Raw genomic sequence first — 24,775 nt, forward strand, 5'->3', positions numbered from 1 at the left:
CCAACATGACCACCAACCGGCCCGACACCATTGTCCTGGTACACGGACTCTGGATGACTCCCCGCAGTTGGGATCATTGGCGGACCCACTACGAAGACAAAGGCTTTCGCGTTCTCACACCGGCGTACCCCGGCTTCGAGGTCGAGGTCGAGGAGCTCCGCAAGAACCCCGAGGTGATCGCGAGACTCACCGTGCCCGAGACCGTCGACCATCTCGCCGGCGTCGTCGAGTCCGTCGGCGCACCGCCGATCATCATCGGCCATTCGTTCGGCGGGACGCTGACCCAACTCCTGCTGGCACGGGGTTTGGGCGCTGCCGGAGTGGTCATCGACTCCGCACCGACCGAGGGGGTGCGGGTCAGTCCGCTCTCGCAGGTGAAATCGCTCTTCCCAGCGTTGAAGAACCCCACCAATATTCACAAAGCGGTCGGCTTCACCAAGGAAGAGTTCCACTACGCGTTCACCAACACGCTGAGCCGCGAGGAGTCGGACGAGGTGTGGGAGCGCTACGCGATTGCCGCACCGGGGAGTTGGGTGTGGCACTACGGCTTGATCGCGAACTACCAGCCGGGTCATCAGGAAACCTGGGTCGACTACAAGGCCGACCGGGCCCCTCTGCTGTTCATCGGGGGCGAGAAAGACCACATCATGCCGCCGGCGGTGAACAAGTCGAATGCCAAGCACTACCGCAAGTCACCGGCGGTCACCGAGTACTACGAGTTCGAGGGCCGGGACCACTGGACCTGCGCTGCGCCCGGCTGGGAGGCGGTCGCCGACCATGCGCTCGAGTGGGCACTCGAACACGCGAGGATGGGCTGATCACCATGAAGCACTTCACCTTTGGCCGCAACAACGGTATGCGGGTCTCCCAGCTTGCCCTCGGTACGGGCAACTTCGGGACGGGCTGGGGGCACGGCGCGGACATCGAGTCATCCCGAGAGATCTTCGAAGCGTTCGCCGCTGCGGGCGGCACGTTCATCGACACCGCGCAGAGTTATCAGGGCGGTGAGGCCGAGGAAGCACTGGGCACCATCCTGACCGGACGGCGGGACGACTTCAGCATCGCCACCAAGTTCGCCATCGGCGGCCGGGAAGGAAGCGGGCCTCTGCACACGGGTAACGGACGCCGGGCCATGGTCCGCTCGGTCGAAGCCAGCCTCACCCGGCTCGGGACCGACTACGTCGACCTGCTGTGGGTCCATTTCCCCGACCTCGCAACACCACTCGACGAGATCGTGGCGACCTTCGACCACCTGGCGAGGTCCGGCAAGGTGCTCTATGCCGGGTTATCGAACTTTCCGGCCTGGATGGTCAGCAGGGCGGCGACGCTTGCCGACCTGCGAGCCAGCATCCCGATCGCCGCAGCCCAGTTCGAGTACAGCCTGGCCCAGCGCGATGCCGACCGAGAACTGTTCCCGATGGTCGAGACCATCGGGATGGGCGCGGCATTGTGGGGGCCACTCGGGGGCGGACTTCTCACGGGCAAGTACCGGGCCGGCGAGGCCGGGCGGTTGCAGGGGTTGCAGACGTTGATCCAGACCGAAAGTGGTCCGCAGAAGACGGCGATCGTCGACGCAGTGCTACAGGCCGCGACCGACACCGGTCTGAGTCCTGCCGTCGTGGCTGTGGCCTGGTTGATCGAACGGGCCGCCCGATCGACGACGGGGGTGGTCCCGATCATCGGACCACGCACCGTCGAGCATCTCACCGCCTACCTCAGCGCCCTCGACACCGAGCTACCACCGGAGGTGTACAACCGTCTCGAGGCCGTCAGCCAGATCGATCGCGGCGAGCCGCACGCCCAGATCAGCGAGCGCTTGGAACTGGCCCGGGGCGGGGCCGGAAACTGGCGCTGAGCATCTTAGCGGGGTCGCGGTTATACTCGAACATATGTTCGATAATGGCCTTGTTTCCGCTGATGACGGCGCTGTGGTCGCCGCCATCGAGGAGTGGGCCGTCACGGAGGCGAAGGCCGCCGCGCACCGGGTGGCCGCGATCGGTGAGCTGGTGCGGCGGCGCTGCAGCGAGGACGAGCGGGACCACTGGGCGTGTGATTCCTGGGATGCCGCGGCTGCTGAGGTCTCGGCAGCGCTGGGTATTCCGCACGGCCGCGCCTCCGGGGAGATGCATCTGAGCCAAGCCATGCGCTATCGGCTCCCGCAAGTCGGCGCGCTGTTCATGGCGGGTCGATTGAGCTACGCGGTGTGTCGCGCGATCTCCTGGCGCACCATGCACGTCGAGGACGACGAGGCGCTGGCCCTCATCGATACCGCTCTCGCGCAGGCCGCGGTGATGTGGGGCCCGATGTCGGATTACAAGCTGGCCCAGGCCATCGATGTGTGGATCGATCGGTATGACCCTGCGGCGCTGCGGCGCACGCGCGCGACCGCGCGCAGTCGCGACGTGCGACTCGGTTCCAAGGACGTAGAGGCCGGCACCACCGCGCTGACGGGCCGGTTGTTCTCGACGGATGCTGCCCTGCTGGACCGGCGGCTCACCCAGATGGCGCACACGGTGTGTGACGACGATCCGCGGACCATCGGCCAGCGTCGCGCCGATGCCCTTGGCGCGCTGGCCGCTGGATCCGACCGACTGACCTGCACGTGCGGTTCACCCGAATGCCCGTCAGGTGCCGACGACGGCCGTGCATCCAGCATCGTGATCCATGTCCTCACCGAAGCCGAAGCGCTGGCCGGAGAGCCGGATCCGGCCATGTCCGGTGAACCAGAGCGCCGCCGGGTCACCCGCGACACTCCGCTGGCCGAGGCGCTGGCTCCCCGTCCCGAACCTGAACCCACCAGCACGCCGGCCACCGCGGTGCTGACCGGTCGCGGCGGGATCGTCACCCCGGCGCACCTGGCACAGCTCATCCGGTCCGGCGCCACGGTGCGGAACGTGCGTCGGCCCAGCGATAAGCCGGAGCCGGGCTACCGCCCCTCGGCGGCTCTGGCGGAGTTCGTCCGCCTGCGCGATATGACCTGCCGGTTCCCGAATTGCGATGTGCCAGCGGAGTTCTGCGATATCGACCACACGGTGCCGTGGCCATACGGCCCGACTCATCCGTCGAACCTGTCCTGCAAGTGCCGAAAACATCACCTGCTCAAGACATTCTGGGACGGCTGGTCCGACCGGCAATTGCCGGACGGCACCCTGATCTGGACGTCGCCGGCGGGCCGCACGTACGTGACGCGGCCGGGTAGTCGCCTGCTCATTCCGCAATGGCGGACGACGACTGCTGACCTACCGGCGCCGTCGGGCACCCCGCCACGGGCAACGGGCCTGACCATGCCGACGCGACGACGGACCCGGGCTGCTCAACGCGCCGCACGTATCACGCGCGAACGCGCAATGAATGCCGCCTACGTCACGGACCGCAACGCACCGGCACCCTTCTAACCCGGATACGAACCGTGGTCGGGTTCTGGGCCGAACTGGAAACGGCGACCGGAGATCTCCGACGGCGTGACCCGCACGTAGCGCAGCTTCTCGGTGGCCACCCACGGCAGGAGCTGCGCGCGGTCGGCCTCATGGACGTCCTCGGCCGCGGTGAGCACCTGGGCAGTGCCCCGCACGATGACACTCCAACCGTCGGCCACGGTGTGGTCGTCCACCTCGAAGAGCACCTTGTCGTTCATCACCGTGCTGAACAGCTTGGTGCCCTCGGCGGTGCGGAACAGCAGTGTGCCGTTCTGCGTGACGAAGTTGACGGGGAAGATCTCCAGCTGATCGCCGATGTGGGTGACCAGCCGACCCAGCGCGACGCTGTTCAGCAGATCCCAACTCTCGTCAGCGCTGAGGACCGTGATCGGACCCTGTTCGACTGTCATGACCAGATTTTGCCGCGGCAACCAACGGCGCGAATAGGGTCAAAAGCCCTGCGTCCGACGCCGGCTCAATCGCCGAGCGCGGACAACTCGGCGCGCAGGTTCTCCTGCGCCGGCCCCTCCCAGCGTTGCCGGCCCTCCGCGGTGCGGAACACACCGGGCCCACCGAGCAGATTGGCCAGGACCTGCAGCCGACCTTTGCGGAACACGTCATCAGAGATGTGGCCGTACTCGGCACGGATGGCCGCGGTGTTGGCCACATACCGCTCCCGCGACACCGCCAGCGAAGCCAGGTCTGCATCGGAGAGCACCTCGCCGTTGTGATCGCCGGGTGCCGGATCATGCGTGACCGTCATCCGCACCAACCGCGCGACCTCGTCCACCAGTTGCGGCTCCACACCCAAACCGGACAGCTCGTCCTCGGCCCGGCGGGCGCTGAGTTCCTCGTCATCCGGGCGGCCCGCGTACACCGAGTCGTGGTACCACGCCGCCAGCCGCACCGCGTCGGCATCGTCGGCCAGCACCGCCAGTTCCTCGACGTGACGCAGGATGTCGCGCAGATGTTCCACCGAGTGGTAGCGACGGTGCGGCTCGGACCACGCCGCCAGCAACTCGCGACCGACCGCCTCCGCGGCGGGGTCCGCGGTGTGCCGGGCGAGTAGCGCCGCCCACGTGTCGAGCAGATCCTGCACACCTCCATGGTGCACAGGCCACGGCGCTGGCGCGCAGCGACCCGGGTAGTAACTAAGCTTCACGCGTGTCCGACACCACCCCGACGACGGCGCCGAGCCTCAAAACCCAGGTCGTGCGCTTCCTTGTCACCGGTGTGCTGTCCGCGATCGTCGACTTCGGCCTCTACGTCCTGCTCTACAAGGCCGGCGGCGTCCAAGTGGACCTGGCCAAGGCGCTGAGCTTCATCGTCGGCACCATCACGGCCTACCTGATCAACCGGCGCTGGACGTTCCAGGCTCCACCCAGCCGCGCCCGATTCCTCGCGGTGATGGTGCTCTACGCGCTGACCTTCGCCGTCCAGGTCGGACTGAACCACGTGACCCTGCATCTGCTGGACTACCGCACCTGGGCATTGCCCGTCGCATTCGTGGTCGCGCAGGGCACGGCGACGGTGATCAACTTCATCGTGCAGAGGGTCTGGATATTCCGGCTGCGGTAGCTGAGAGGCCCCGCACGGTACCCTCGTCACGATGTCCACAACCACGACAACCCGACGCCTGAGCGGCTGGGGACGCACTGCGCCCACCGTCGCCGAGGTGTTGTCGACCCCGGATCCCGAGGAAATCATCAAGGCGGTGGCCCGCGCCGCCGATGACAACCAGCGCGGCGTGATCGCCCGCGGACTCGGCCGTTCCTACGGCGACAACGCCCAGAACGGCGGCGGTCTGGTCGTCGACATGAGCGAGCTCGACCGCATCCACTCGATCGACTCCGACAGCCGCCTCGTCGACATCGACGCCGGGGTGAACCTCGACCAGTTGATGAAGGCCGCGCTGCCGTTCGGCCTGTGGGTCCCGGTGCTGCCCGGCACCCGGCAGGTCACCGTCGGCGGCGCCATCGCCTGCGATATCCACGGCAAGAACCACCACAGCGCCGGCAGCTTCGGCAACCACGTGCGCTCGATGGACCTGCTGACCGCCGACGGCCAGGTCCGCACCCTCACCCCGGATGGCGAGAACGCCGACCTGTTCTGGGCCACCGTCGGCGGCAACGGGCTGACCGGCATCATCCTGCGCGTCACCCTCGAGATGACGCCTACCGAGACGGCCTATTTCATTGCCGACGGCGACGTCACCGCCAGCCTCGACGAGACCATCGCCTTCCACAGCGACGGCAGCGAAGCCAACTACACCTACTCCAGCGCCTGGTTCGACGCGATCAGCGCGCCGCCGAAACTGGGCCGCGCCGCGATCTCCCGCGGCTCGCTGGCCCGGTTGGACCAGCTACCCAAGAAGCTGCAGCGCAATCCGTTGAAATTCGATGCGCCCCAGCTACTTACGTTCCCTGACATCTTCCCCAACGGGCTGGCCAACAAATACACCTTCGGGCCGATCGGCGAGCTCTGGTACCGCAAATCAGGTACTTACCGCGGCAAGGTCCAGAACCTGACGCAGTTCTATCACCCGCTGGACATGTTCGGTGAGTGGAACCGCGCCTACGGTCCGGCCGGGTTCCTGCAGTACCAGTTCGTGGTGCCGACGGAAGCGGTCGAGGAGTTCAAGGCCATCATCGTCGACATCCAGCGCTCGGGGCACTACTCGTTCCTCAACGTGTTCAAGCTCTTCGGCCCGGGAAACCAAGCGCCGCTGAGCTTTCCGATCCCCGGCTGGAACGTCTGCGTGGATTTCCCGATCAAGGCCGGCCTCAACGAGTTCGTCAACGAACTGGATCGCCGAGTGCTGCAGTTCGGCGGCCGCCTCTACACCGCCAAGGATTCCCGCACGTCCGCGGAAACCTTCCACGCCATGTATCCGCGCATCGACGAGTGGATTGCGGTGCGCCGCAAGGTCGATCCCGACGGGGTGTTCATGTCCGACATGGCCCGACGCTTGGAGCTGCACTAAATGGTCTTCGACGCCACCGGCAACCCGCAAACCATCCTGCTGCTGGGCGGTACCTCCGAGATCGGCCTGGCCATCTGCGCGCGCTACCTGCGCGACACCAAAGCCCGCGTCATCCTGGCCGACCTGCCGAACGCCCCTAAGCGGGATGCCGCCATCGCGCAGCTCGAGGCCGCGGGTGCCAAGTCCGTCGAGTACCTCGAGTTCGACGCACTGGACACCGCCAGCCACCCGGGAGTCATCGACAAGGCCTGGGCTGCAGGCGATGTCGACGTCGCGATCGTCGCCTTCGGCATCCTCGGCGATGCCGAGGAACTGTGGCAGAACCAGGCCAAGGCCGTGCTGAGCGCCCAGATCAATTACACCGCCGCGGTGTCGGTCGGCGTCCTGATCGGCCAGAAGATGAAGGACCAGGGGTCCGGCCAGATCATCGCCATGAGTTCGGTCGCCGGCGAGCGGGTACGCCGGTCCAACTTCGTCTACGGCTCCACCAAGGCCGGTCTGGACGGTTTCTACCTCGGCCTCGGAGAAGCGTTGCGCGAGTTCGGTGTTCGTGTTCTGGTTATCCGCCCCGGCCAGGTGCGCACCACCACCACGCTGGAACACTGGAAGGCCACCGGTGCCAAAGAGGCACCGTTCACGGTCGACGCCGACGACGTCGCCGAACTGGCGGTGACGTCCGCGGCGGCCGGTAAGACCCTGGTCTGGGCGCCCGGCCAGGTGCGGGTGCTGATGTCGGTGCTGCGGCATATCCCGCGCCCGATCTTCCGCAAGCTGCCGCTCTGAGCATGCGTAAAGCACTGGCCACCGTCGGCCATCTGGCTCTGGCAGCTGCCCTTGCCGTGGTGGTGTCGGTGGTCGCGCTGACCGCGATCTCGACCGTCGAATGGCCGGCCTTCCCGTCGTCCAATCAACTGCACGCCTTGACGACGGTGGGTCAGGTCGGCTGCCTGGTGTTGCTGCTCGGCACCGGCTTCGTGTGGCGCCGCGGCCATCAGTGGCTGGCCCGCATCGCCGCCGCGGTCTTCCTCGCGGCGTTCACCGTCGTCACCCTCGGCATGCCGCTGGGCGCCACCAAGCTCTACCTGTTCGGCATCTCGGTGGACCAGCAGTTCCGCACCGAGTACCTGACCCGGCTCACCGAGAGCCCCGCGCTGCGCGACATGACCTACTCGGGGCTTCCGCCGTTCTATCCGCCGGGCTGGTTCTGGCTGGGCGGGCGGGCCGCCGCGCTGACCGGTACCCCGGCCTGGGAGATGTTCAAGCCGTGGGCTATCACCTCGATCGCCGTGGCGGTGGTGCTGGCCATGGTGCTGTGGTCGACGCTGATCCGCTTCGAGTACGCCCTGGTGGTCACCACCGCGACGACCGCGGTGATGCTCGCCTACAGCTCACCCGAGCCGTATGCGGCGATGATCACCGTGCTGATCCCGCCGGTGTTGGTCCTGGCGTGGTCCGGGCTCAGGGGTAAGACGCGACAGGGCGGGTGGGCGGCCGTCGTCGGCGTCGGCGTCTTCCTCGGCGTAGCCGCCACCTTCTACACCCTGCTGCTGGGCTACACCGCGTTCACCGTCGTCGTGATGGCCCTGATCGTGGCGGTCGCGCGGCGCAGCGCCGAACCCCTGCTCCGGCTGATCGTCGCCGGCGCGATCGCCGCCGCCATCGCGCTGATCACCTGGCTGCCGTTCCTGCTGCGCGCCGCCAAGGGCCCGATGAGCGACACCGGCAGCGCCCAGCACTACCTGCCCGCCGACGGCGCGGTGCTGACCTTCCCGATGCTGCAGTTCTCGCTACTCGGCGCGCTGTGCATGCTGGGCACGCTGTGGCTGGTCTGGCGGGCGCGCACCTCGACCCGCGCTGCCGCACTCGGCATCGGGGTGCTCTCGCTGTACGCGTGGTCGCTGCTATCGATGCTGACCACCCTGGTCGGCACCACGCTGCTGTCCTTCCGGTTGCAGCCCACCCTGACAGTGCTGCTGTCGGCGGCAGGCGCCTTCGGTTTCATCGAGGTGAGCCTGGCGATCGCGGCCCGCTCCAGCCGCAAGGCCATCCCGGTCGCCGCGGCGATCGGGCTGATCGGGGCGATCGGCTTCAGCCAGGACATCCCCGACGTGCTGCGCCCCGACCTGACCGTGGCCTACACCGACACCGACGGCAACGGCCAGCGCGGTGACCGCAGACCGCCCGGCGCCGAGAAGTACTACCCCCAGGTCGACGAAGCCATCCGGCAGGTCACCGGCCGCCCGCGCGAGGACACCGTGGTGCTCACGGCGGACTACAGCTTCCTGTCCTACTACCCCTACTACGGGTTCCAGGGCCTGACGTCGCACTACGCCAACCCGCTTGCCGAGTTCGACAGACGTGCGGCGGCCATCGAGTCGTGGACCGACCTGAAGAAGCCCGAACAGCTGGTCAAGGCACTCGACGCGCTGCCCTGGACACCGCCGACGGTGTTCCTGATGCGCCGCGGCGCCAATGACACCTACACCCTGCGGCTGGCCCAGGACGTCTACCCCAACCAGCCCAACGTGCGCCGCTACACCGTGGAATTCAGCGCCGATCTGTTCACGGGACCGCAGTTCACCGTCAAGGACATCGGCCCGTTCATCCTGGCCATCAGGAATCCGTAGTCATGGGAACGGAGCCGCCGGGCCGGCGACAGACGGTCGGTGCAACCCGGCAATTACCATCTAGCTCCGTGGAGCAGACGCGGGCGAACTATCGAACCGCGCGCCTCGTCGCCGTGATCGCCGGGCTACTGGGCGCCCTGTTGGCGATCCTGACACCGTTGCTGCCGGTCAAGCAGACCACCGCGCAGCTCAACTGGCCGCAGAACGGTGTGCTGGACAGCGTCACCGCACCGCTCATCAGCTACGTCGCCACCGATCTGAACATCGAGGTGCCCTGCCAGGCGGCAGCCGGCCTGCAGCCCACGGGCAAGACCGTGCTGCTGTCCACCGTCCCCAAGCAGGCCCCCAAGGCCGTCGACCGCGGCTTGCTGATCCAGCGCGCCAACGACAGCCTGGTGGTCGTCGTCCGCAACACCCCGGTGGTGGTCGCACCGCTGTCCCAGGTGCTGAGCCCGGCCTGCCAGAAGCTGACTTTCACCGCCCACGCCGACAAGGTGACCGCCGAGTTCGTCGGCCTCACGAAAGGCCCCGACAGCGACGACCCCGGCGCCCCGCTGAAGGGTGAACGCGGCGGCTACGACTTCCGGCCGCAGATCGTCGGAGTTTTCACCGATCTGTCCGGAGCGGCACCCCCCGGCCTGAGCCTGTCGGCCACCATCGACACCCGCTACAGCAGCGCACCGAGCGCGCTGAAGATGGCCGCGATGGTCCTCGGCGTGCTGCTGACCATCGTCGCCCTGGTCGCCCTGCACATCCTGGACACCGCCGACGGCATGCGGCACCGGCGCTTCCTGCCGCCGCGCTGGTGGTCGTTGCGCCCGCTGGACGGGCTGGTGATCGCCGTCCTGGTCTGGTGGCACTTCGTCGGCGCCAACACCTCCGACGACGGCTACATCCTGACCATGGCCCGGGTCTCCGAGCACGCCGGCTACATGGCCAACTACTACCGCTGGTTCGGCACCCCCGAGGCGCCGTTCGGCTGGTACTACGACCTGCTGGCGCTGTGGGCGCATGTGTCGACGGCCAGCGTCTGGATGCGGCTGCCGACCCTGGTGATGGCGCTGGCGTGCTGGTGGATCATCAGCCGCGAGGTCATCCCCCGGCTGGGCCACGCCGTCAAGACCACCCGGGCGGCGTCGTGGACCGCGGCGGGGCTGTTCCTGGCGTTCTGGCTGCCGCTGAACAACGGCCTGCGCCCCGAGCCGATCATCGCGATCGGCATCCTGCTGACCTGGATCTGCGTCGAGCGCGGGGTCGCGACCAGCCGCCTGCTGCCGGTCGCCTTCGCCTGCATCGTCGGCGCGCTGACGCTGTTCTCCGGACCGACCGGCATCGCCTCGATCGGCGCGCTGCTGGTGGCCATCGGGCCGCTGCGCACGATCCTGCACCGGCGCTCCCGGCAGTTCGGTCTGCTGCCGCTGCTGGCCCCGATCCTGGCCGCGGCGACGGTGACGATCATCCTGATCTTCCGCGACCAGACCCTGGTCGGCGAGGTGCAGGCGAACATGCTCAAGTCGGCCGTCGGGCCGAGCCTGAGCTGGTTCGACGAACACATCCGCTACGAGCGGCTGTTCATGGCCAGCCCGGACGGCTCAGTCGCGCGACGGTTCGCGGTGCTCGCGCTGCTCGTCGCGCTGGCGGTGTCGGTGGCGATGATGCTGCGTCGCGGCCACATCCCCGGCACCGCCGCCGGTCCGAGCCGCCGCATCATCGGCATCACGATCATCTCGTTCCTGGCGATGATGTTCACCCCGACCAAGTGGACCCACCACTTCGGGGTGTTCGCCGGTCTGGCCGGCTCGCTGGGCGCACTGGCGGCAGTCGCGGTGACCGCCCACGTGCTGCGGTCCAGACGCAACCGTGCGGTGTTCGCCGCGGCGGTGCTGTTCATCACCGCGCTGTCGTTCGCCAGCGTCAACGGCTGGTGGTACGTCTCCAACTTCGGGGTGCCGTGGTCCAACCAGTTCCCGGAATGGCACTTCGGCTTCACCACCATGCTGCTCGGGCTGACCGTGCTGGCCCTGCTGTTGGCCGCCTGGTTCCACTTCTCCGGACGCGACAGCGGTGACGCCGGCCCGCGCCGCTGGTGGTCGGGCATCGTCGGCTCGCCGCTGGCCATCGTGGCCTGGCTGCTGGTGGTCTTCGAGGTGCTGTCGCTGACGCTCGGAATGACCGAGCAGTGGCCGGCCTGGTCGGTGGGACGGTCCAACCTGCAAGCGCTGACCGGCAAGACCTGCGGGCTGGCCGACGACGTGATGGTCGAGCTCGACCCGAACGCCGGAACCCTGACCCCGATCGGGGTCCCGGTCGGCGACGGGCTCGGCGCCACCACCGAAGGATTCACCCCCGGCGGAGTGCCCGCCGACGTGTCGGCCGACCCGGTCATGGAGCCGCCCGGCGGCGGCAGCCTCGGCGACACCGACGGTGTGGTGACCAGCAGCGAGGCCGGTACCGAAGGCGGCACCACCGCGGCCGCCGGGGTCAACGGCTCCCGGGCCCGGCTGCCCTACGGACTCGACCCGGCCCGCACCCCGGTGCTGGGCAGCTGGCGCTCCGGCATCCAGCAGCCCGCGAAGCTGCGCTCGGCGTGGTACCGGCTACCCGACGACTGGCAGTCGTCTCCGCTGCTGGTGGTTTCCGCCGCCGGCCGCTTCGACCAGGACGAGGTCCAGGTGCAGTGGGCCACCGATGCCGGTGCCGCCGCCAACAAGCCCGGCGGCAGCCTCGGATTCGCCGACATCGGTCCCGCACCCGCCTGGCGCAACCTGCGCGCCCCCCTGGCGGCGATCCCGCGCGACGCCACCCAGATCCGGATCGTCGCCTCCGACGACGACCTGGCACCGCAGCATTGGATCGCTCTGACCCCGCCGCGCATCCCGAAACTGCGCAGCCTGCAGGAGGTCGTCGGCTCCCAGGACCCGGTGCTGCTGGACTGGCTTGTCGGTCTGGCGTTCCCGTGCCAGCGGCCGTTCGGCCACCAGAACGGCGTGATCGAACCACCCAAGTGGCGGATCCTGCCGGACCGCTTCGGTGCCGAGGCCAACTCGCCGGTGATGGACAACATCGGCGGCGGCCCGCTGGGTATCAGCGAGCTGCTGTACCGCGCGGTCACCGTGCCGACCTATCTGAAGGACGACTGGTTCCGGGACTGGGGTGCGCTGCAGCGCCTCGACCCGTTCTATCCGAACGCCCAGCCGGCCCGCCTCGACCTCGGCACCGCCACCCGCAGCGGGTTGTGGAGTCCGGCACCACTGCGCCCGACGTAGCCGATCGGGCTGCAATCCGATCTCAAATCTCCAGCGCGCCCGCAGGCCTTCGGAATCTGCTAAGCCGCGTCGCCTACCATCGAGCCTCGTGCCCAGCGACAGTTCCGACTCCGCCCGGATCGCGAAGCTCGTCGCCGTCGTCGCCGGCGTTCTCGGGATTCTGCTCTGCGGACTGACCCCTCTGCTGCCCGTCACCCAGACCACCGCAGCCATCCAGTGGCCGCAGGCACCGGGACCGGACGGCACCATCACCGACGTCACCGCGCCGCTGGTGTCCGGTGCGCCGCGGTCGATGGACGTGTCGATCCCCTGCGCGGCGATCGCGTCGCTGCCCGCCCAGGGCGGCCTGGTGTTCTCCACCATTCCGCCGGCCGGGATCGACGCCACCCGCAACGGACTGTTCGTGCGTGCCAACGCCGAGACCGTCGTCGTCGCCTTCCGGGACACGGTGGCCGCCGTGGCGCCGCGCACCGCGATCGCCACCCCGGCGTGCAGCACCCTGCACCTGTGGGCCGGCCCGGGCGGCGTGGGCGCCGACTTCGTCGGTATCCCGGGTGCGACGGGCACGTTGTCACCGGAGAAGAAGCCTCAGATCGCCGGCATCTTCACCGATATGAAGGTGCCGCCACAGGCCGGCTTGTCGGCCCGCATCGACATCGACACCCGCTTCATCACCCACCCGACGCCGCTGAAGCTGGCGGTCATGGTGTTGGGCGTCCTGTGCGTGGTGGCCTCGATCATTGCGTTGGGGGTGCTCGACGCCCGGTCGGGCCGGCGGGTGGCCGGCGCCTGGCGGCGGCTGGTGCGGGTGGGCTGGGCGACCTGGCTGGCCGACGTCGCCGTCATCGGCACCCTGCTGCTGTGGCATGTGGTCGGCGCCATCTCCTCGGATGACGGCTACAACCTGACCATTGCGCGGGTGTCCGGCGAGGCTGGCTACACCGCCAACTACTTCCGTTTCTTCGGCGCCACCGAGGCCCCGTTCGACTGGTACCAGTCGGTGCTCGCGCAGCTGGCATCGGTGAGCACCGCCGGGGTGTGGATGCGGCTGCCCGCCACGCTGGCCGGTATCGGCACCTGGCTGATCCTGAGCCGCTGTGTGCTGCCCCGGCTGGGCAGGCGGCTGTCCCTCAACCGGGTCGCGGTGTGGACCGCGGGTGCGGTGTTCCTGGCCGCGTGGCTGCCGTTCAACAACGGCCTGCGTCCCGAACCGCTGATCGCCTTCGGCGCACTGGCCGCCTGGATTCTGGTGGAGAACTCGATCGCCACCCGCCGGCTGGTTCCGGCGGCCATCGCCCTCCTCGTGGCCGTGTTCAGCGTGACGCTGGCCCCGCAGGGTCTGATCGCGCTGGCGCCGATCCTGGTCGGGTCCCGGGCGGTGCTGCGGGTCATCGGCAGCCGCCGCGCCACCGACGGTGTGCTGGCGCCGGCGGCCGCGCTGGCCGCGTCGCTATCGGTCATCTTCGTGGTGGTGTTCCGCGACCAGACACTGGCCACCGTCGCCGAGTCGGCCCGCATCAAGTACGTGGTAGGCCCGACCATCGCCTGGTACCAGGACTTCCTGCGCTACTACTTCCTGACCGTCGAAGACAACGTGGAGAGCTCTCTGACCCGCCGGTTCGCCGTGCTGGTCATGGTGCTGTGCCTGTTCGGCCTGCTGGCGGTGCTGCTGCGGCGCGGCAGCGTGCCCGGGGTGGCCAACGGCCCGGTGTGGCGGCTCGTCGGCAGCACGGCGATCGGGCTGCTGCTGCTGACGTTCACCCCGACCAAGTGGGCGGTCCAGTTCGGTGCGTTCGCCGGGCTGGCCGGAGCACTCGGCGGGGTCGCCGCCTTCGCGTTCGCCCGGGTGGGCCTGCACAGCCGACGCAACCTGGCGCTGTGGGTCACCGCACTGCTGTTCGTTCTGGCGTGGGCCACCTCGGGCATCAACGGCTGGTTCTACGTCGGTAACTACGGGGTGCCGTGGTTCGACCGCCAGCCGGTGATCGCCCACCAGCCGGTGACGAGCATGTTCCTCGGGCTGGCCGTCGTCACCGGCCTGCTCGCCGGTTGGTTGCACTTCCGGATGGACTACGCCGGGCACACCGAGGTCAAGGACACCCGCCGCAACCGGGTGCTGGCCTCCACCCCGCTGCTGGTGGTCGCGATCATCATGGTGCTGCTCGAAGTCGGCTCGATGACCAAGGCCTTCGTCCAGCGCTACCCCGTGTACACCACCGCGAAGGCCAACGTGTCGGCGCTGAGCTCGGGGCTGTCGAAGAACAGCTGCGCGATGGCCGATGACGTGCTGGTCGAGCCGGACACCAATGCCGGGATGCTGCAACCGGTTCCGGGCCAGAAGTGGGGCGAGTACGGCCCGCTGGGCGGGGAGAACCCCATCGGCTTCACCCCCAACGGCATCAGCGACACCCTCGAGCCCGCCGAACCGTTCGTCGCCAACCCCGGCACGGTGAACTCCGACGGCTCTCCGAACAAGCCGAACGTCGGCATCGCCTATGCGGCGGGCACCGGCGGCGGGTACGGCCCGGTCGGGGTGAACGGCTCGCGGGTGTTCCTGCCGTTCGGCCTGGATCCCAAGACCACCCCGGTGATGGGCTCCTACAAGGAGAACACCGTCGCCGCCAAGGCCACCTCGGCCTGGTACCAGTTACCGCCGCGCACCCCGGACCGCCCGCTGGTGACTGTCGCCGCGGCCGGCGCCATTTGGTTCTACGACGAAGAAGGCCAGTTCAATTACGGCCAGTCGCTGAAACTGCAGTGGGGTGTGCGCAAGCCCGACGGCAGCTTCCAGGCCCTGAACTCCGTGCAGCCCATCGACGTGATCGCCCAAAAGGCTTGGCGCAACCTGCGTTTCCCGCTGGCGTGGGCACCGCCGGAGGCCAATGTGGCGCGCATCGTGGCCGATGACCCGAACCTCAGCGATGACCAGTGGTTCGGCTTCACCCCGCCGCGGGTGCCGGTGCTGCAGACCGCGCAGCAGTTCCTGGGCACGCAGACCCCGATCCTGATGGACATCGCCACCGCCGCGAACTTCCCCTGCCAGCGGCCGTTCTCCGAGCACCTCGGGGTGGCCGAGCTGCCCGAGTACCGGATCCTGCCGAACCTGAAACAGGTTGTGGTGTCGTCGAATATGTGGCAGTCGGCCCGGGCCGGTGGTCCGTTCCTGTTCATCCAGGCCCTGCTGACCACCGCGACCATCCCGACCTACCTGCGCGACGACTGGTACCGCGACTGGGGTGCGCTGGAGCGCTACATCCGCCTGGTGCCCGCCGACCAGGCGCCGAACGCCGTGATCGACCAGGGTTCGGTGAAGGTGTTCGGCTGGAGCCGCAACGGACCGATCAGGGCCTTGCCGTGATAGGGGCGCCATGACACAGACTCTCGCTGCCAATGCGCGCGACGCCGCGCACGACGTGAAGGTCACCCGGTGGGTGGCGACGATCTCGGGCCTGCTCGGCTTCGTGCTGTCGGTGCTGACCCCGCTGCTGCCGGTGGTGCAGACCACCGCGACGCTGAACTGGCCCCAGGGTGGGCAGTTCAGCAATGTGACCGCGCCGCTGATCTCGCAGGCGCCGGTGTCGCTCAAGGCGACCATCCCGTGCGACGTCATCCGGGCCATGCCCCCGCAGGGCGGGCTGGTGCTGGGCCTGGCGCCGAAGAAAGGCAAAGAGGCAGCGCTGAATTCGCTGTTCGTCAACGTCAGCACTCAGCGCGTCGACATCACCGACCGCAATGTGGTGATCGCCAGTGTGCCGCGCTCGAAGGTGGCCGGCTGCTCGCGGATCGAGATCACCTCCGACGAGTCGGGGACGTTCGCGACGTTCGTCGGCCTGACCGGCGGGCAGGAGCGAAGCGACACGGGGAATGGCTCAGATCCGACCACCGGTAAGGAGATGCGCAGCGGGTTCCCCGACCCGAACCTGCGTCCGGCGATCGTCGGGGTGTTCACCGACCTGACCGGTCCGGCTCCCCCCGGCCTGAGCTTCTCGGCGACCATCGACACCCGGTTCTCCACCAAGCCGACCGCGCTGAAACTGGCCGCGATGCTGCTGGCGATCGCCGCGACAATCGTTGCGCTGACGGCACTGTGGCGGCTGGACCGGCTCGACGGCCATCGCATGCACTCCTGGATCCCGCAGCGCTGGCGCACCTTCACCGCTGTCGACGCGTCGGTGATCACCGGGTTCCTGGTGTGGCATGTCATCGGCGCCAACTCCTCGGACGACGGCTACATCCTGGGCATGGCGCGGGTGGCCGACCATGCCGGCTACATGTCGAACTACTTCCGCTGGTTCGGCAGCCCCGAAGATCCGTTCGGCTGGTTCTACAACGTGCTGGCCCTGATGACCCACGTCAGCGACGCCAGCATCTGGATGCGGCTGCCGGACCTGTTCTGCGCGCTGTTGTGCTGGCTGCTGCTGTCCCGGGAAGTGTTGCCGCGGTTGGGCCCTGCCGTGGAGGCCAGCAGGCCCGCGCTGTGGGCGGCCGGCCTGGTGCTGATGGCCGCGTGGATGCCGTTCAACAACGGCCTGCGCCCGGAGGGCCAGATCGCCACCGGCGCGCTGATCACCTATGTGCTCATCGAGCGCGCGATCATCTCCGGCCGGCTCACACCGTTCGCGCTGGCGATCATCAGCGCCGCCTTCACTCTCGGTATCCAACCCACCGGCCTGATCGCGGTGGCTGCGCTGATCGCCGGTGGCCGGCCGATCCTGCGCATCCTGGTCCGCCGCCGCGGCATCGTCGGCACCTGGCCGCTGATCGCCCCCCTGCTGGCGGCGGGCACCATCGTTCTCGTCGTGGTGTTCGCCGACCAAACCCTGGCAACGGTGTTGGAAGCCACCAGGATTCGCACCGACATCGGCCCCAGCCAGGCCTGGTACACCGAGAATCTGCGCTACTACTACCTGATCCTGCCGACTGTCGACGGTTCGCTGTCGCGGCGGTTCGGCTTCCTGATCACTGCGCTGTCGCTGTTCGTCTCGATGTTCATCATGTTGCGCCGCAAGCGGGTTCCCGGGGTGGCCCGCGGACCGGCCTGGCGTCTGATGGGCGTCATCTTCGCCACCGTGTTCTTCCTGATGTTCACCCCGACCAAGTGGGTGCATCACTTCGGGCTGTTCGCCGCGGTGGGTGCGGCGATGGCGGCACTGGCCACCGTGCTGGTGTCACCGAAGGTGCTGCGCTGGTCGCGTAACCGGATGACCGTCGTCACCGCCGTGCTGTTCGTGCTGTCGCTGTGCTTCGCCACCACCAACGGCTGGTGGTACGTCTCGAGCTACGGGGTGCCGTTCAACAACGCGATGCCGCGGATCGCCGGCATCACCGTCAGCACCATCTTCTTCTTCCTGTTCGTGGTGTCGGCGCTCTATACGGTGTGGCTGCACTTCAGTTCCCGCGACCGGGGCGAGGGCCGGTTGGCGCGCGCCGTCACCGCCGCCCCCATTCCGCTGGCCGCAGGATTCATGGTGCTGGTCTTCATCGGCTCGATGACGGCCGGGATCGTGCGCCAGTACCCGACGTACTCCAACGCCTGGGCCAACCTTCGGTCGTTCTCCGGCGGCTGCGGGCTGGCCGACGACGTGCTCGTCGAACCCGATCCCAATGCCGGCTTCCTGAGCCCGCTCCCCGGCGATTACGGGCCCCTCGGGCCGCTGGGCGGCACCAAGCCCGTCGGCTTCACCCCGAACGGTGTGCCGGAACGCATTGTCGCCGAAGCGATTCGGATGACGAACCCGCAACCCGGCACCGACTACGACTGGGATCAGCCGATCAAGCTGAGCAGCCCTGGCGTCAACGGGTCGACGGTGCCGCTGCCCTACGGCCTGGACCCGGCGCGGGTGGCACTGGCCGGCAGCTACGTCGAGGGCCCGCAGCAGGAAGCCACCCTGAACTCGGCGTGGTACACCCTGCCGCCCAACGACGGCGGACATCCGTTGGTGGTGGTAACCGCCGCGGGCACCATCGCCGGCCGCAGCGTGCTCAACGGTCTCACCGACGGTCAGACCGTGCAATTGGAGTACGGCCGCCTCGGTCCCGACGGCGCACCGGTGCCCGAAGGCCGCGTCGTTCCCTACGACCTCGGCCCCGCACCGTCGTGGCGCAACCTGCGGTTCGCCCGATCCGAGATCCCCACCGACGCCACCGCGGTGCGCATCGTGGCCCAGGATCGCTCACTGTCACAGGGCGATTGGATCGCCGTCACCCCGCCGCGGGTGCCGGAGCTGCGGTCGGTCCAGGAGTACGTGGGCTCGACGCAGCCGGTGCTGATGGACTGGGCGGTGGGCTTGGCCTTCCCGTGCCAACAGCCGATGCTGCACGCCAACGGTGTCACCGAGGTGCCGAAGTTCCGCATCACCCCGGACTACACCGCCAAGAAGCAGGACACCGATACCTGGGAGGACGGCCGCAACGGCGGCCTGCTGGGGATCAGCGACCTGCTGCTGCGCCAGAACGTGATGGCCACCTACCTGTCCCACGACTGGGGCCGGGACTGGGGCTCGCTGCGCAAGTTCGACACCATCGTCGATGCCGAACCGGCGCAGATCGAGCTGGGCACCGCCACCCACAGCGGGTTGTGGAAGCCGGGCCGTATCCGGATCAAGCCCTAGCCGGATCAAGCCGTAGTGCAGTAGCCGGCTACTGACACCGCGGTGGTCCGCTTCCCACAGCGTGGAACTCGTCAACGAATCCACGCATCGTCAGGGGCCGAAATCATGGTTCACTCCGCCACCCGTTCACCACTGTCCGCCGCGATCGCCGTCATCGCCGCGAGTGCCGTTGTCCTGGCCCCGATGACAATCGAGCCGCCGAAGCCGCCCATGGCCTTGACCGCGCCAACGATCTCCGTCCAGGCCGTTCAGCTCACGACACTCTCCGGACCCCTGCGGGATGCCCGGGACGCCCGGGCCGCCGCGGTGTCGGCGGGCGCGAACAGCGTCGTCGACGTCGTAGGGGCGTTGCTGGCGTCGCCGGTGTCGGGCGCCGCTGCGGGACTCTTCTTCGGCTTCATCGGCGGCGGGATCCTGGCCGGGAATCTACTGGGCTGGGTTCCTGAGCCCTTGTACCCGCTCGTCACGCCGATCATCCAGGCCACAGCCGTCATCGGAGCGGTCATCGGCGCCCCGATCGGCGCGGTGTTGGGCCCGATCGTCTTCGTCGCTAGTGCGGTGTCCGAGATCTTCTCACCGGCCGCGCCGGCAGCAGCCACCCGCGTGTCCGTGACGAAAGGGCGAGCCGGCGCACGCCCCGCGGACGTGACCACAACGTCAGTCGGCCGGCAGCACCGAGCACACCGGGCGACCGCAGCGCCACAGCGCGTCAGCGCGAAGCCGGCCGCCTCGCGGACCAGTGTATTCGCAGCGCCGCAACAGCATTCGACGCCGACCCGACAAACAACCGGCCACGCTCGCAGCACCGGCGGCTCGGCGAAGGGCGCCCGCTCGGGTCGGTGATTATCGGCTAGATCGCACATCCGCGCCACGCCGGTGACAGAATCCGCACATGGCGGACGACGCGGCAACCATCGACCCCTTGATGCACGGCCTTCGCTCCAAGGGCCTCAAGAAGGGATCGGTGTCGCTGATCGGGGCGGTGGCCATCGGCCTGGCCGCCACCGCGCCGGCCTACTCCCTGACCGGCGCGCTGGGCCACGGGGCGGCCGAATCCGGTTATCAGTTGCCGATCGTGTTCATCCTCGCGGTGATCCCGATGTACTTCGTGGCGCTGGCCTACAAGCACCTCACCGACGCCGCCCCGGACGCCGGCACCGTGTTCACCTGGGGCTCCAAGGCCATCTCCCCGCACATCGGCTGGATCGGCGGCTACGCGCTGATCCTGTCGAGCATCCTGGCCGGGGTGGGCGCGGCCGGCATCCTGGTCAACGCGACGGCGGTGGTGCTGGGTCTCGACGATCCGCCGACCTGGTTCAACGTGCTGGTGGCGGCGGCCTTCATCCTGATCACCACCTGGCTGGTGGCCCGCGGCGCCGAGGAATCCTCCCGGACCACCCTGATCCTGACCATCGTCCAGTACGGCGGACTGGCACTGTTCGCGGTGATCATGATCATCGCCGCATTCCGCGGCCAGCAGGATCCCAGCGCCGAACCGTTTTCGCTGAACTGGTTCAACCCGTTCGCCATCGAGAGTCCCGGTGCCCTGCTGGGCGGCTTCCTGGTCGCCATCTTCATCTTCTGGGGTTTCGACGCCTCACTGGCTATGTCCGAGGAGACGACGGGCACTCCGGAGCAGGCCGGCCGCAGCGGCGTGACGGCGATCATCATCACCGTGGTCACCTACGTGATCTTCAGCGTGGCCGCACTGGCTTTCGCGGGTATCGACGAGACCAGCCCGACCAGCCTGACCAACGAGAGCAACATCGACGACGTCTTCACCACGCTGGCCGGTGAGGCGATCGGCACACGGGGCGCCGTCGTCGCGGCCCTGATCGTGGGAATCTCGGCGTTCTCCGCAACCATGTCGACGGTGATGCCGACGGCGCGCGGTGTGCTGTCGATGGCGACGTACAAGGCGCTGCCGAAGCGGTTCGATTCCGTCGACCAGGTGAGCCAGACCCCGAAGTTCGCCACCTGGGTGATCGGACTGACCAGCCTGGTCATCTACGGCGGTCTCACGCTGGTCAGCGAGAGCATCGTCGAGGACTCGGTCTACAGCGTCGGCATCGCGATCATGACCTACTACTCGGTGGTCGCGGTGTCCTCGGTGGTCTACTTCTGGCGGACCGCATTCCGATCGGTGAAAACCGCTCTGGAACAAGTGATCCTGCCTGGAATCGGCGCGCTGATCCTCATCCCGGTCGGCATCACCGAGGCCTACCACATGATCGACCCGGAGTACGGTTCCGGCGGATCGGTGGCCGGGATAGGCACAGTGTTCATTGTCGGAGTGCTCAGCCTGGCCTTCGGCGTGGTGCTGATGATCCTGTGGAACATCAAGTCGCCGAGCTTCTTCCGCGGCGAGACGCTGCCGAAGGAACGCACCTGAGGACAGTCCGAACCTAGCCGTTCGCTGTGTGACAGCGCGCATAGCGCTGTGAAATTGTCAAAGCCGTTGATAAATAGCTGTTTTCGTTCCGTTACCGAACACCTAGCCCAGGCCCATCATCGGCACAGTGGTCGCCCATCGGCCCTCCATAACGTTGCGCAGGCAAGTAGGAGGACACGAAACGGAGATGACCATGAACCTCAAGCGCGTGATGTACACCACGACGGCGGCAGCGGGAATCGGAGCGGCCGCGCTGTTCGGAATCGGCGCGGGCACCGCCAGCGCGAATCCCGGCCAGCCCTGCGGCCCCAATCCCGGCGCGTGCCAGAACAACCCGGGCCCGAACAACGGGCCCAACAACGGCCCCAACAACGGCCCGGCCGACTGGCAGCAGCGCGGTGTCGATCAGGGCCGCCAGGATCATCAGCCGTTCAACTGGAACGGTCAGTGGGTGCAGCCGATGCCGGCCGGCGACGGCCACGGCTGGGGCTTCTGGTTCCTGGGGCAGTGGATTCCGCTGTGATCAACTGCCGGACGACTGCGGGTCGCTGAGCAACTTCTCCGGTTGCAGTGACCACACCGTCGCGGTGGCGCCCGGCGAGGCGTGCGCGCAGTAGGCGGGCGCGCCGACCTCGCTGACGGCGGCCGCCCCCAGCACTGCACAGTTGGCGCCGATCACCACGATCGGCAGGTCCATCCGGCCGGCCACCGCAGGCGGTGGGGGCGGCGTTGACGGCGGTGAGTGCGTTGTGGCAGCGGTGTGCACGCCGCGATCGCCGAACAGCAGGCTGATCCCCGCGGCGGCACCGGCGACGATGATGGCCGCACCCAGGATCGCCGGGACCAACAGCCGGCGCCGGGACCGGCCCGACTCCGGTTTGGCGTGCCGGGCGCGCGGCGCACCCGCCTTCTTCGTCTGGCCTTCCGCCGCCGACAGCGCGGTCGACCCGAGCCCGACACGCAGATCGCGGGCGAAGTCGACGCAGCGGGCATAGCGGGCGTCGGCATCCTTGGCCAGCGCCTTGGCGAACACCGGACCCAACCCGGCCAACTCCGGGCGCTTCGCCCCGATCGACGGCGGATCCGAGCTCAGGTGCGCGCTGATGACGATCGCCGGGTTGGTGTGCTGGAAGGGCGGCATGCCGGTCAGCAGGTGGTAGGCCGTGGCCGCCAGTGCGTACTGGTCGGCGTGGCCGTCGATCTCCTCACCCTTGAGCTGTTCCGGTGCGGCATAGGCGACCGTCCCGACCGTCATGTTGGTCCCGGTCAGATTGCTCGCCTGGCCCATCCAGCGGGCGATGCCGAAGTCGGCCAGCGCCACCCGCGGGTCGCCGGACTCGGGGCGACCGAGCAGGATGTTGGCCGGCTTGATGTCGCGGTGCAGCAAGCCGCGGCTGTGGGCGTAATCGAGAGCCTCGGCCACCGCGGTGACGATCCGCACCACGTCCTCGGGCGGCATCCCATAGGGGTACCTATCGGCGAGCAGATGCGACGCGTCGGTGCCGTCGATGAACTCCATCGCGATCCACAGCTTGTCGTCGAACTCGCCGCGGTCGTAGATGGTGACGATGTGCGGATGGGACAGCGTGGCGACCATATCGGCCTCCAGGTTGAACCGCTGCCGGTACTCGTCGTCGCGGCTGACCGCCGAGCCGAGCACCTTCAGTGCGTCGCGGCGTGGCAGACGGGGGTGCTGGACCAGGTAGACCTCGCCCATGCCTCCTGCGCCCAGCGTCCGCAGGATGGTGTAACCAGCAACAATCTGGCCGTCCGCTAACGGCATTGGGGCATCCTACTGAGTCGGACGGTCGTAGACGACGCGGCTGCCCAGCAGGATGTCCTGAACCGACCGTCGACCGCGGTCGACGGCCACCCACAGCAGGCCGATGGGAAAGAGCACGCAGGCGAACGCCCGCAGCGCGGCGACGGGCAGTGCGAGCCGCTCAGCGCGCCTGCCGACCACCCGCACGCCCAGCAGGACCGCGCCCACTGTCCGCCCGGACAGCGTCCAGCAGACGGTCAGGTAGAGCACAGACACCGCGAACGTCACCGCGCTGGAGAAGATCAGGTTGGGGGCCGGGAACCGGAACGACGTGGGATTGACGATGAGTGTGGTCAGCGTCAGGCCGAGATAGAGCAGCCCCATCGTCACGATGACCACCACCATGTCCACCAGAGCCGCCAGGCCGCGCGAGACGATGCCCGCGTTGGTCACTGGGGCTCTCGCGGTTCGGTGGTGCGGCCGAGCACCCGATCGACGAAACCGGAGACGACGTCGTCGGCACGGGCGGTCTGGGTGCGCACATCGGTCATCACCTCGGCGGTGACCGTTCCGGTGGAATCCCGGATGATCGCAGGCAGATCCACCCCGTCGATGATCTGATCGGCCAGCCCGATCAGATCGATCCGCGCGATGATGGCGTCGATGTCGACATCGGCCACGATCGCATCGATGTCGACGCGCTCACGTACCAGCGCGGTCAGGTCGATCTGGTCAAGCACCAGTTCGGTGATCCTGGTGACCGCCCCAACAGAAAGGCGGGTGGCTTCGACACGCGCGGTGCGAAGCCACCCACCAATCACAGGCAGTTGTTCCCAGGGCACCCCGGCATCGTAGCCAGGAGCCAACCGAGTGGGATCAGTTCATGTTCCAGGGTTCGCCGTAGGTGGTGACGCTGTCACCGGCCTTGGAGATCAGGCGGGCGAACGGACGCAGCAGCACACCGCCGGCCGCACCGGTCACGGTGCCGTGGGCGTTGGCCACGGCCACCGAGCCGTTGGGGCCTTCGACGTCCACCGAGAAGGTGGCGACTTCCTGGATACCGGGGCCGTTGCCCAGGTCAGCGCTGATCGACACACCCGGGAACAGGTTCGGGGTGATGACCGAGCCCAGCGGGTTGAAACCCGTCGGGGAGATGTCGGCGTCATCGAGCAGGATGTTCGGGGTGGTGTAGCTGAAGTTGATACCCACGCCCAGCGACCACGGGAAGCCGACCTGGTAGCCCAGCTCCAAGGTGCCCGCGAACTCGTCGGCACCGGGGCCCACGACGCTGTAGACAGCCTTGCCGGAGTGGAACCACTCACGGGTCAGCCGGTTGCGGTCCAGGGGGAACACGCCGTCCAGGAAGGTGTCCCACTGCTGAATCGTCAGGGTCCGGCCACCGCCGTCCACCAGACTCAGCTGATTGTCCAAACCTGCGTGCGAGGTCCCGGTGCCCACGAACAAACCCGCTACCGCGGCGATCATCGCTACCAGAAGTCGGCCGATTACCTTCATGTTCTCCCTTAAGTTCGAGCGATTCCTGGCAGTTGACTGAGCAATGAGTACCCGGAGGGTGTCACAACAGCAACCGCTTCGCCACTCCATGACCCGCAGGGCGACCTACCGACCGAGGTGACTGGCAACCTTATCGAAGGTGTTTCAACTGGTGTTACACCGCAGAAGCAACCTCTCAGCACGGCGCTGAAAAAAGTATTACG

Annotated in this window: 19 protein-coding genes; 13 read left to right on the forward strand and 6 right to left on the reverse strand. The window is 68.1% G+C overall.

Translation table 11 applies throughout. The annotated features are described in order from the left end of the window. Nucleotides 1-5 precede the first annotated feature (5 nt). From BN3385_RS00960 to BN3385_RS00970, 3 genes are read left to right on the forward strand one after another with little or no spacing between them, the layout of a single operon-like run. Nucleotides 6-818, forward strand: a complete 813-nt coding sequence (locus BN3385_RS00960; RefSeq protein ID WP_059014232.1) for an alpha/beta hydrolase — start codon at nt 6-8, stop codon at nt 816-818. 5 nt (nt 819-823) lie between these two features. After that, nucleotides 824-1,855 (forward strand): aldo/keto reductase, encoded by a 1,032-nt coding sequence (locus BN3385_RS00965; RefSeq protein WP_059014234.1) that lies wholly within the window; start codon nt 824-826, stop codon nt 1,853-1,855. A 34-nt stretch (nt 1,856-1,889) separates the two neighbouring features. Next, a complete protein-coding gene (locus tag BN3385_RS00970) occupies nt 1,890-3,395 on the forward strand; it encodes an HNH endonuclease signature motif containing protein (protein ID WP_059014235.1) in 1,506 nt (501 codons plus the stop codon). Here BN3385_RS00970 and BN3385_RS00975 read toward each other — a convergent pair. Both BN3385_RS00975 and BN3385_RS00980 read right to left on the reverse strand, forming a co-directional pair. Then, complete coding sequence (locus tag BN3385_RS00975; RefSeq protein ID WP_059014237.1) at nt 3,392-3,826, reverse strand: pyridoxamine 5'-phosphate oxidase family protein; 435 nt, start codon at nt 3,824-3,826, stop codon at nt 3,392-3,394. The genes BN3385_RS00970 and BN3385_RS00975 overlap by 4 nt on opposite strands. A 65-nt stretch (nt 3,827-3,891) precedes the next feature. After that, nucleotides 3,892-4,515 (reverse strand): HD domain-containing protein, encoded by a 624-nt coding sequence (locus tag BN3385_RS00980; RefSeq protein WP_059014240.1) that lies wholly within the window; start codon nt 4,513-4,515, stop codon nt 3,892-3,894. Nucleotides 4,516-4,628: 113 nt separating this feature from the next. On the opposite strand from BN3385_RS00980, the gene BN3385_RS00985 reads away from it, so the two are divergent. The 10 genes from BN3385_RS00985 (at nt 4,629) to BN3385_RS01030 (ending at nt 21,818) form a co-directional block, all read left to right on the forward strand. Further along, nucleotides 4,629-4,994, forward strand: coding sequence for a GtrA family protein (locus BN3385_RS00985; protein ID WP_197415154.1), 366 nt, complete (start codon nt 4,629-4,631; stop codon nt 4,992-4,994). A 31-nt stretch (nt 4,995-5,025) separates the two neighbouring features. Further along, nucleotides 5,026-6,399 carry a decaprenylphosphoryl-beta-D-ribose oxidase gene (dprE1, locus tag BN3385_RS00990; RefSeq protein ID WP_059014244.1) on the forward strand — a complete coding sequence of 458 codons (1,374 nt, stop codon included), beginning with the start codon at nt 5,026-5,028 and terminating at the stop codon, nt 6,397-6,399. Next, entirely contained in the window at nt 6,400-7,182 is a 783-nt protein-coding gene (gene dprE2, locus BN3385_RS00995; RefSeq protein WP_059014246.1) for a decaprenylphospho-beta-D-erythro-pentofuranosid-2-ulose 2-reductase, read from the forward strand. It abuts the gene before it with no gap. A 2-nt stretch (nt 7,183-7,184) separates the two neighbouring features. Beyond that, entirely contained in the window at nt 7,185-9,026 is a 1,842-nt protein-coding gene (locus tag BN3385_RS01000) for a galactan 5-O-arabinofuranosyltransferase (protein WP_059014248.1), read from the forward strand. Nucleotides 9,027-9,028: 2 nt separating this feature from the next. Then, nucleotides 9,029-12,292 (forward strand): arabinosyltransferase domain-containing protein, encoded by a 3,264-nt coding sequence (locus BN3385_RS01005; protein ID WP_082690215.1) that lies wholly within the window; start codon nt 9,029-9,031, stop codon nt 12,290-12,292. A gap of 88 nt (nt 12,293-12,380) precedes the next feature. Continuing rightward, nucleotides 12,381-15,650, forward strand: a complete 3,270-nt coding sequence (locus BN3385_RS01010) for an arabinosyltransferase domain-containing protein (RefSeq protein ID WP_059014251.1) — start codon at nt 12,381-12,383, stop codon at nt 15,648-15,650. A 10-nt stretch (nt 15,651-15,660) separates the two neighbouring features. Beyond that, the gene (locus tag BN3385_RS01015; RefSeq protein WP_059014253.1) at nt 15,661-18,903 is read left to right on the forward strand and encodes an arabinosyltransferase domain-containing protein; all 3,243 of its coding nucleotides are present in this window, start codon (nt 15,661-15,663) and stop codon (nt 18,901-18,903) included. A gap of 105 nt (nt 18,904-19,008) precedes the next feature. After that, nucleotides 19,009-19,746 (forward strand): hypothetical protein, encoded by a 738-nt coding sequence (locus BN3385_RS01020; RefSeq protein WP_059014256.1) that lies wholly within the window; start codon nt 19,009-19,011, stop codon nt 19,744-19,746. A gap of 49 nt (nt 19,747-19,795) precedes the next feature. Next, nucleotides 19,796-21,295 carry an APC family permease gene (locus BN3385_RS01025; RefSeq protein ID WP_059014258.1) on the forward strand — a complete coding sequence of 500 codons (1,500 nt, stop codon included), beginning with the start codon at nt 19,796-19,798 and terminating at the stop codon, nt 21,293-21,295. Nucleotides 21,296-21,488: 193 nt separating this feature from the next. Then, nucleotides 21,489-21,818, forward strand: coding sequence for a hypothetical protein (locus tag BN3385_RS01030; RefSeq protein WP_059016256.1), 330 nt, complete (start codon nt 21,489-21,491; stop codon nt 21,816-21,818). Here the strand turns inward: BN3385_RS01030 and BN3385_RS01035 are convergent, their stop codons facing one another. The 4 genes from BN3385_RS01035 to mspA all read right to left on the reverse strand — a co-directional run bounded on the left by BN3385_RS01035 (nt 21,819) and on the right by mspA (nt 24,572). Next, nucleotides 21,819-23,078, reverse strand: a complete 1,260-nt coding sequence (locus tag BN3385_RS01035; protein ID WP_059014260.1) for a serine/threonine-protein kinase — start codon at nt 23,076-23,078, stop codon at nt 21,819-21,821. Nucleotides 23,079-23,087: 9 nt separating this feature from the next. After that, nucleotides 23,088-23,510, reverse strand: a complete 423-nt coding sequence (locus tag BN3385_RS01040; RefSeq protein ID WP_059014262.1) for an RDD family protein — start codon at nt 23,508-23,510, stop codon at nt 23,088-23,090. Then, on the reverse strand, nt 23,507-23,797 hold the full coding sequence (locus tag BN3385_RS01045; RefSeq protein ID WP_231748604.1) for a hypothetical protein: 291 nt from the start codon (nt 23,795-23,797) through the stop codon (nt 23,507-23,509). Before BN3385_RS01045 ends, BN3385_RS01040 begins: the two co-directional genes overlap by 4 nt. A 136-nt stretch (nt 23,798-23,933) precedes the next feature. Continuing rightward, a complete protein-coding gene (gene mspA, locus BN3385_RS01050) occupies nt 23,934-24,572 on the reverse strand; it encodes a porin MspA (RefSeq protein ID WP_059014266.1) in 639 nt (212 codons plus the stop codon). Between the last annotated feature and the right edge of the window lie 203 nt (nt 24,573-24,775).

It is taken from the genome of Mycobacterium sp. M26 (assembly GCF_001494595.1).
Taxonomy (GTDB): domain Bacteria; phylum Actinomycetota; class Actinomycetes; order Mycobacteriales; family Mycobacteriaceae; genus Mycobacterium.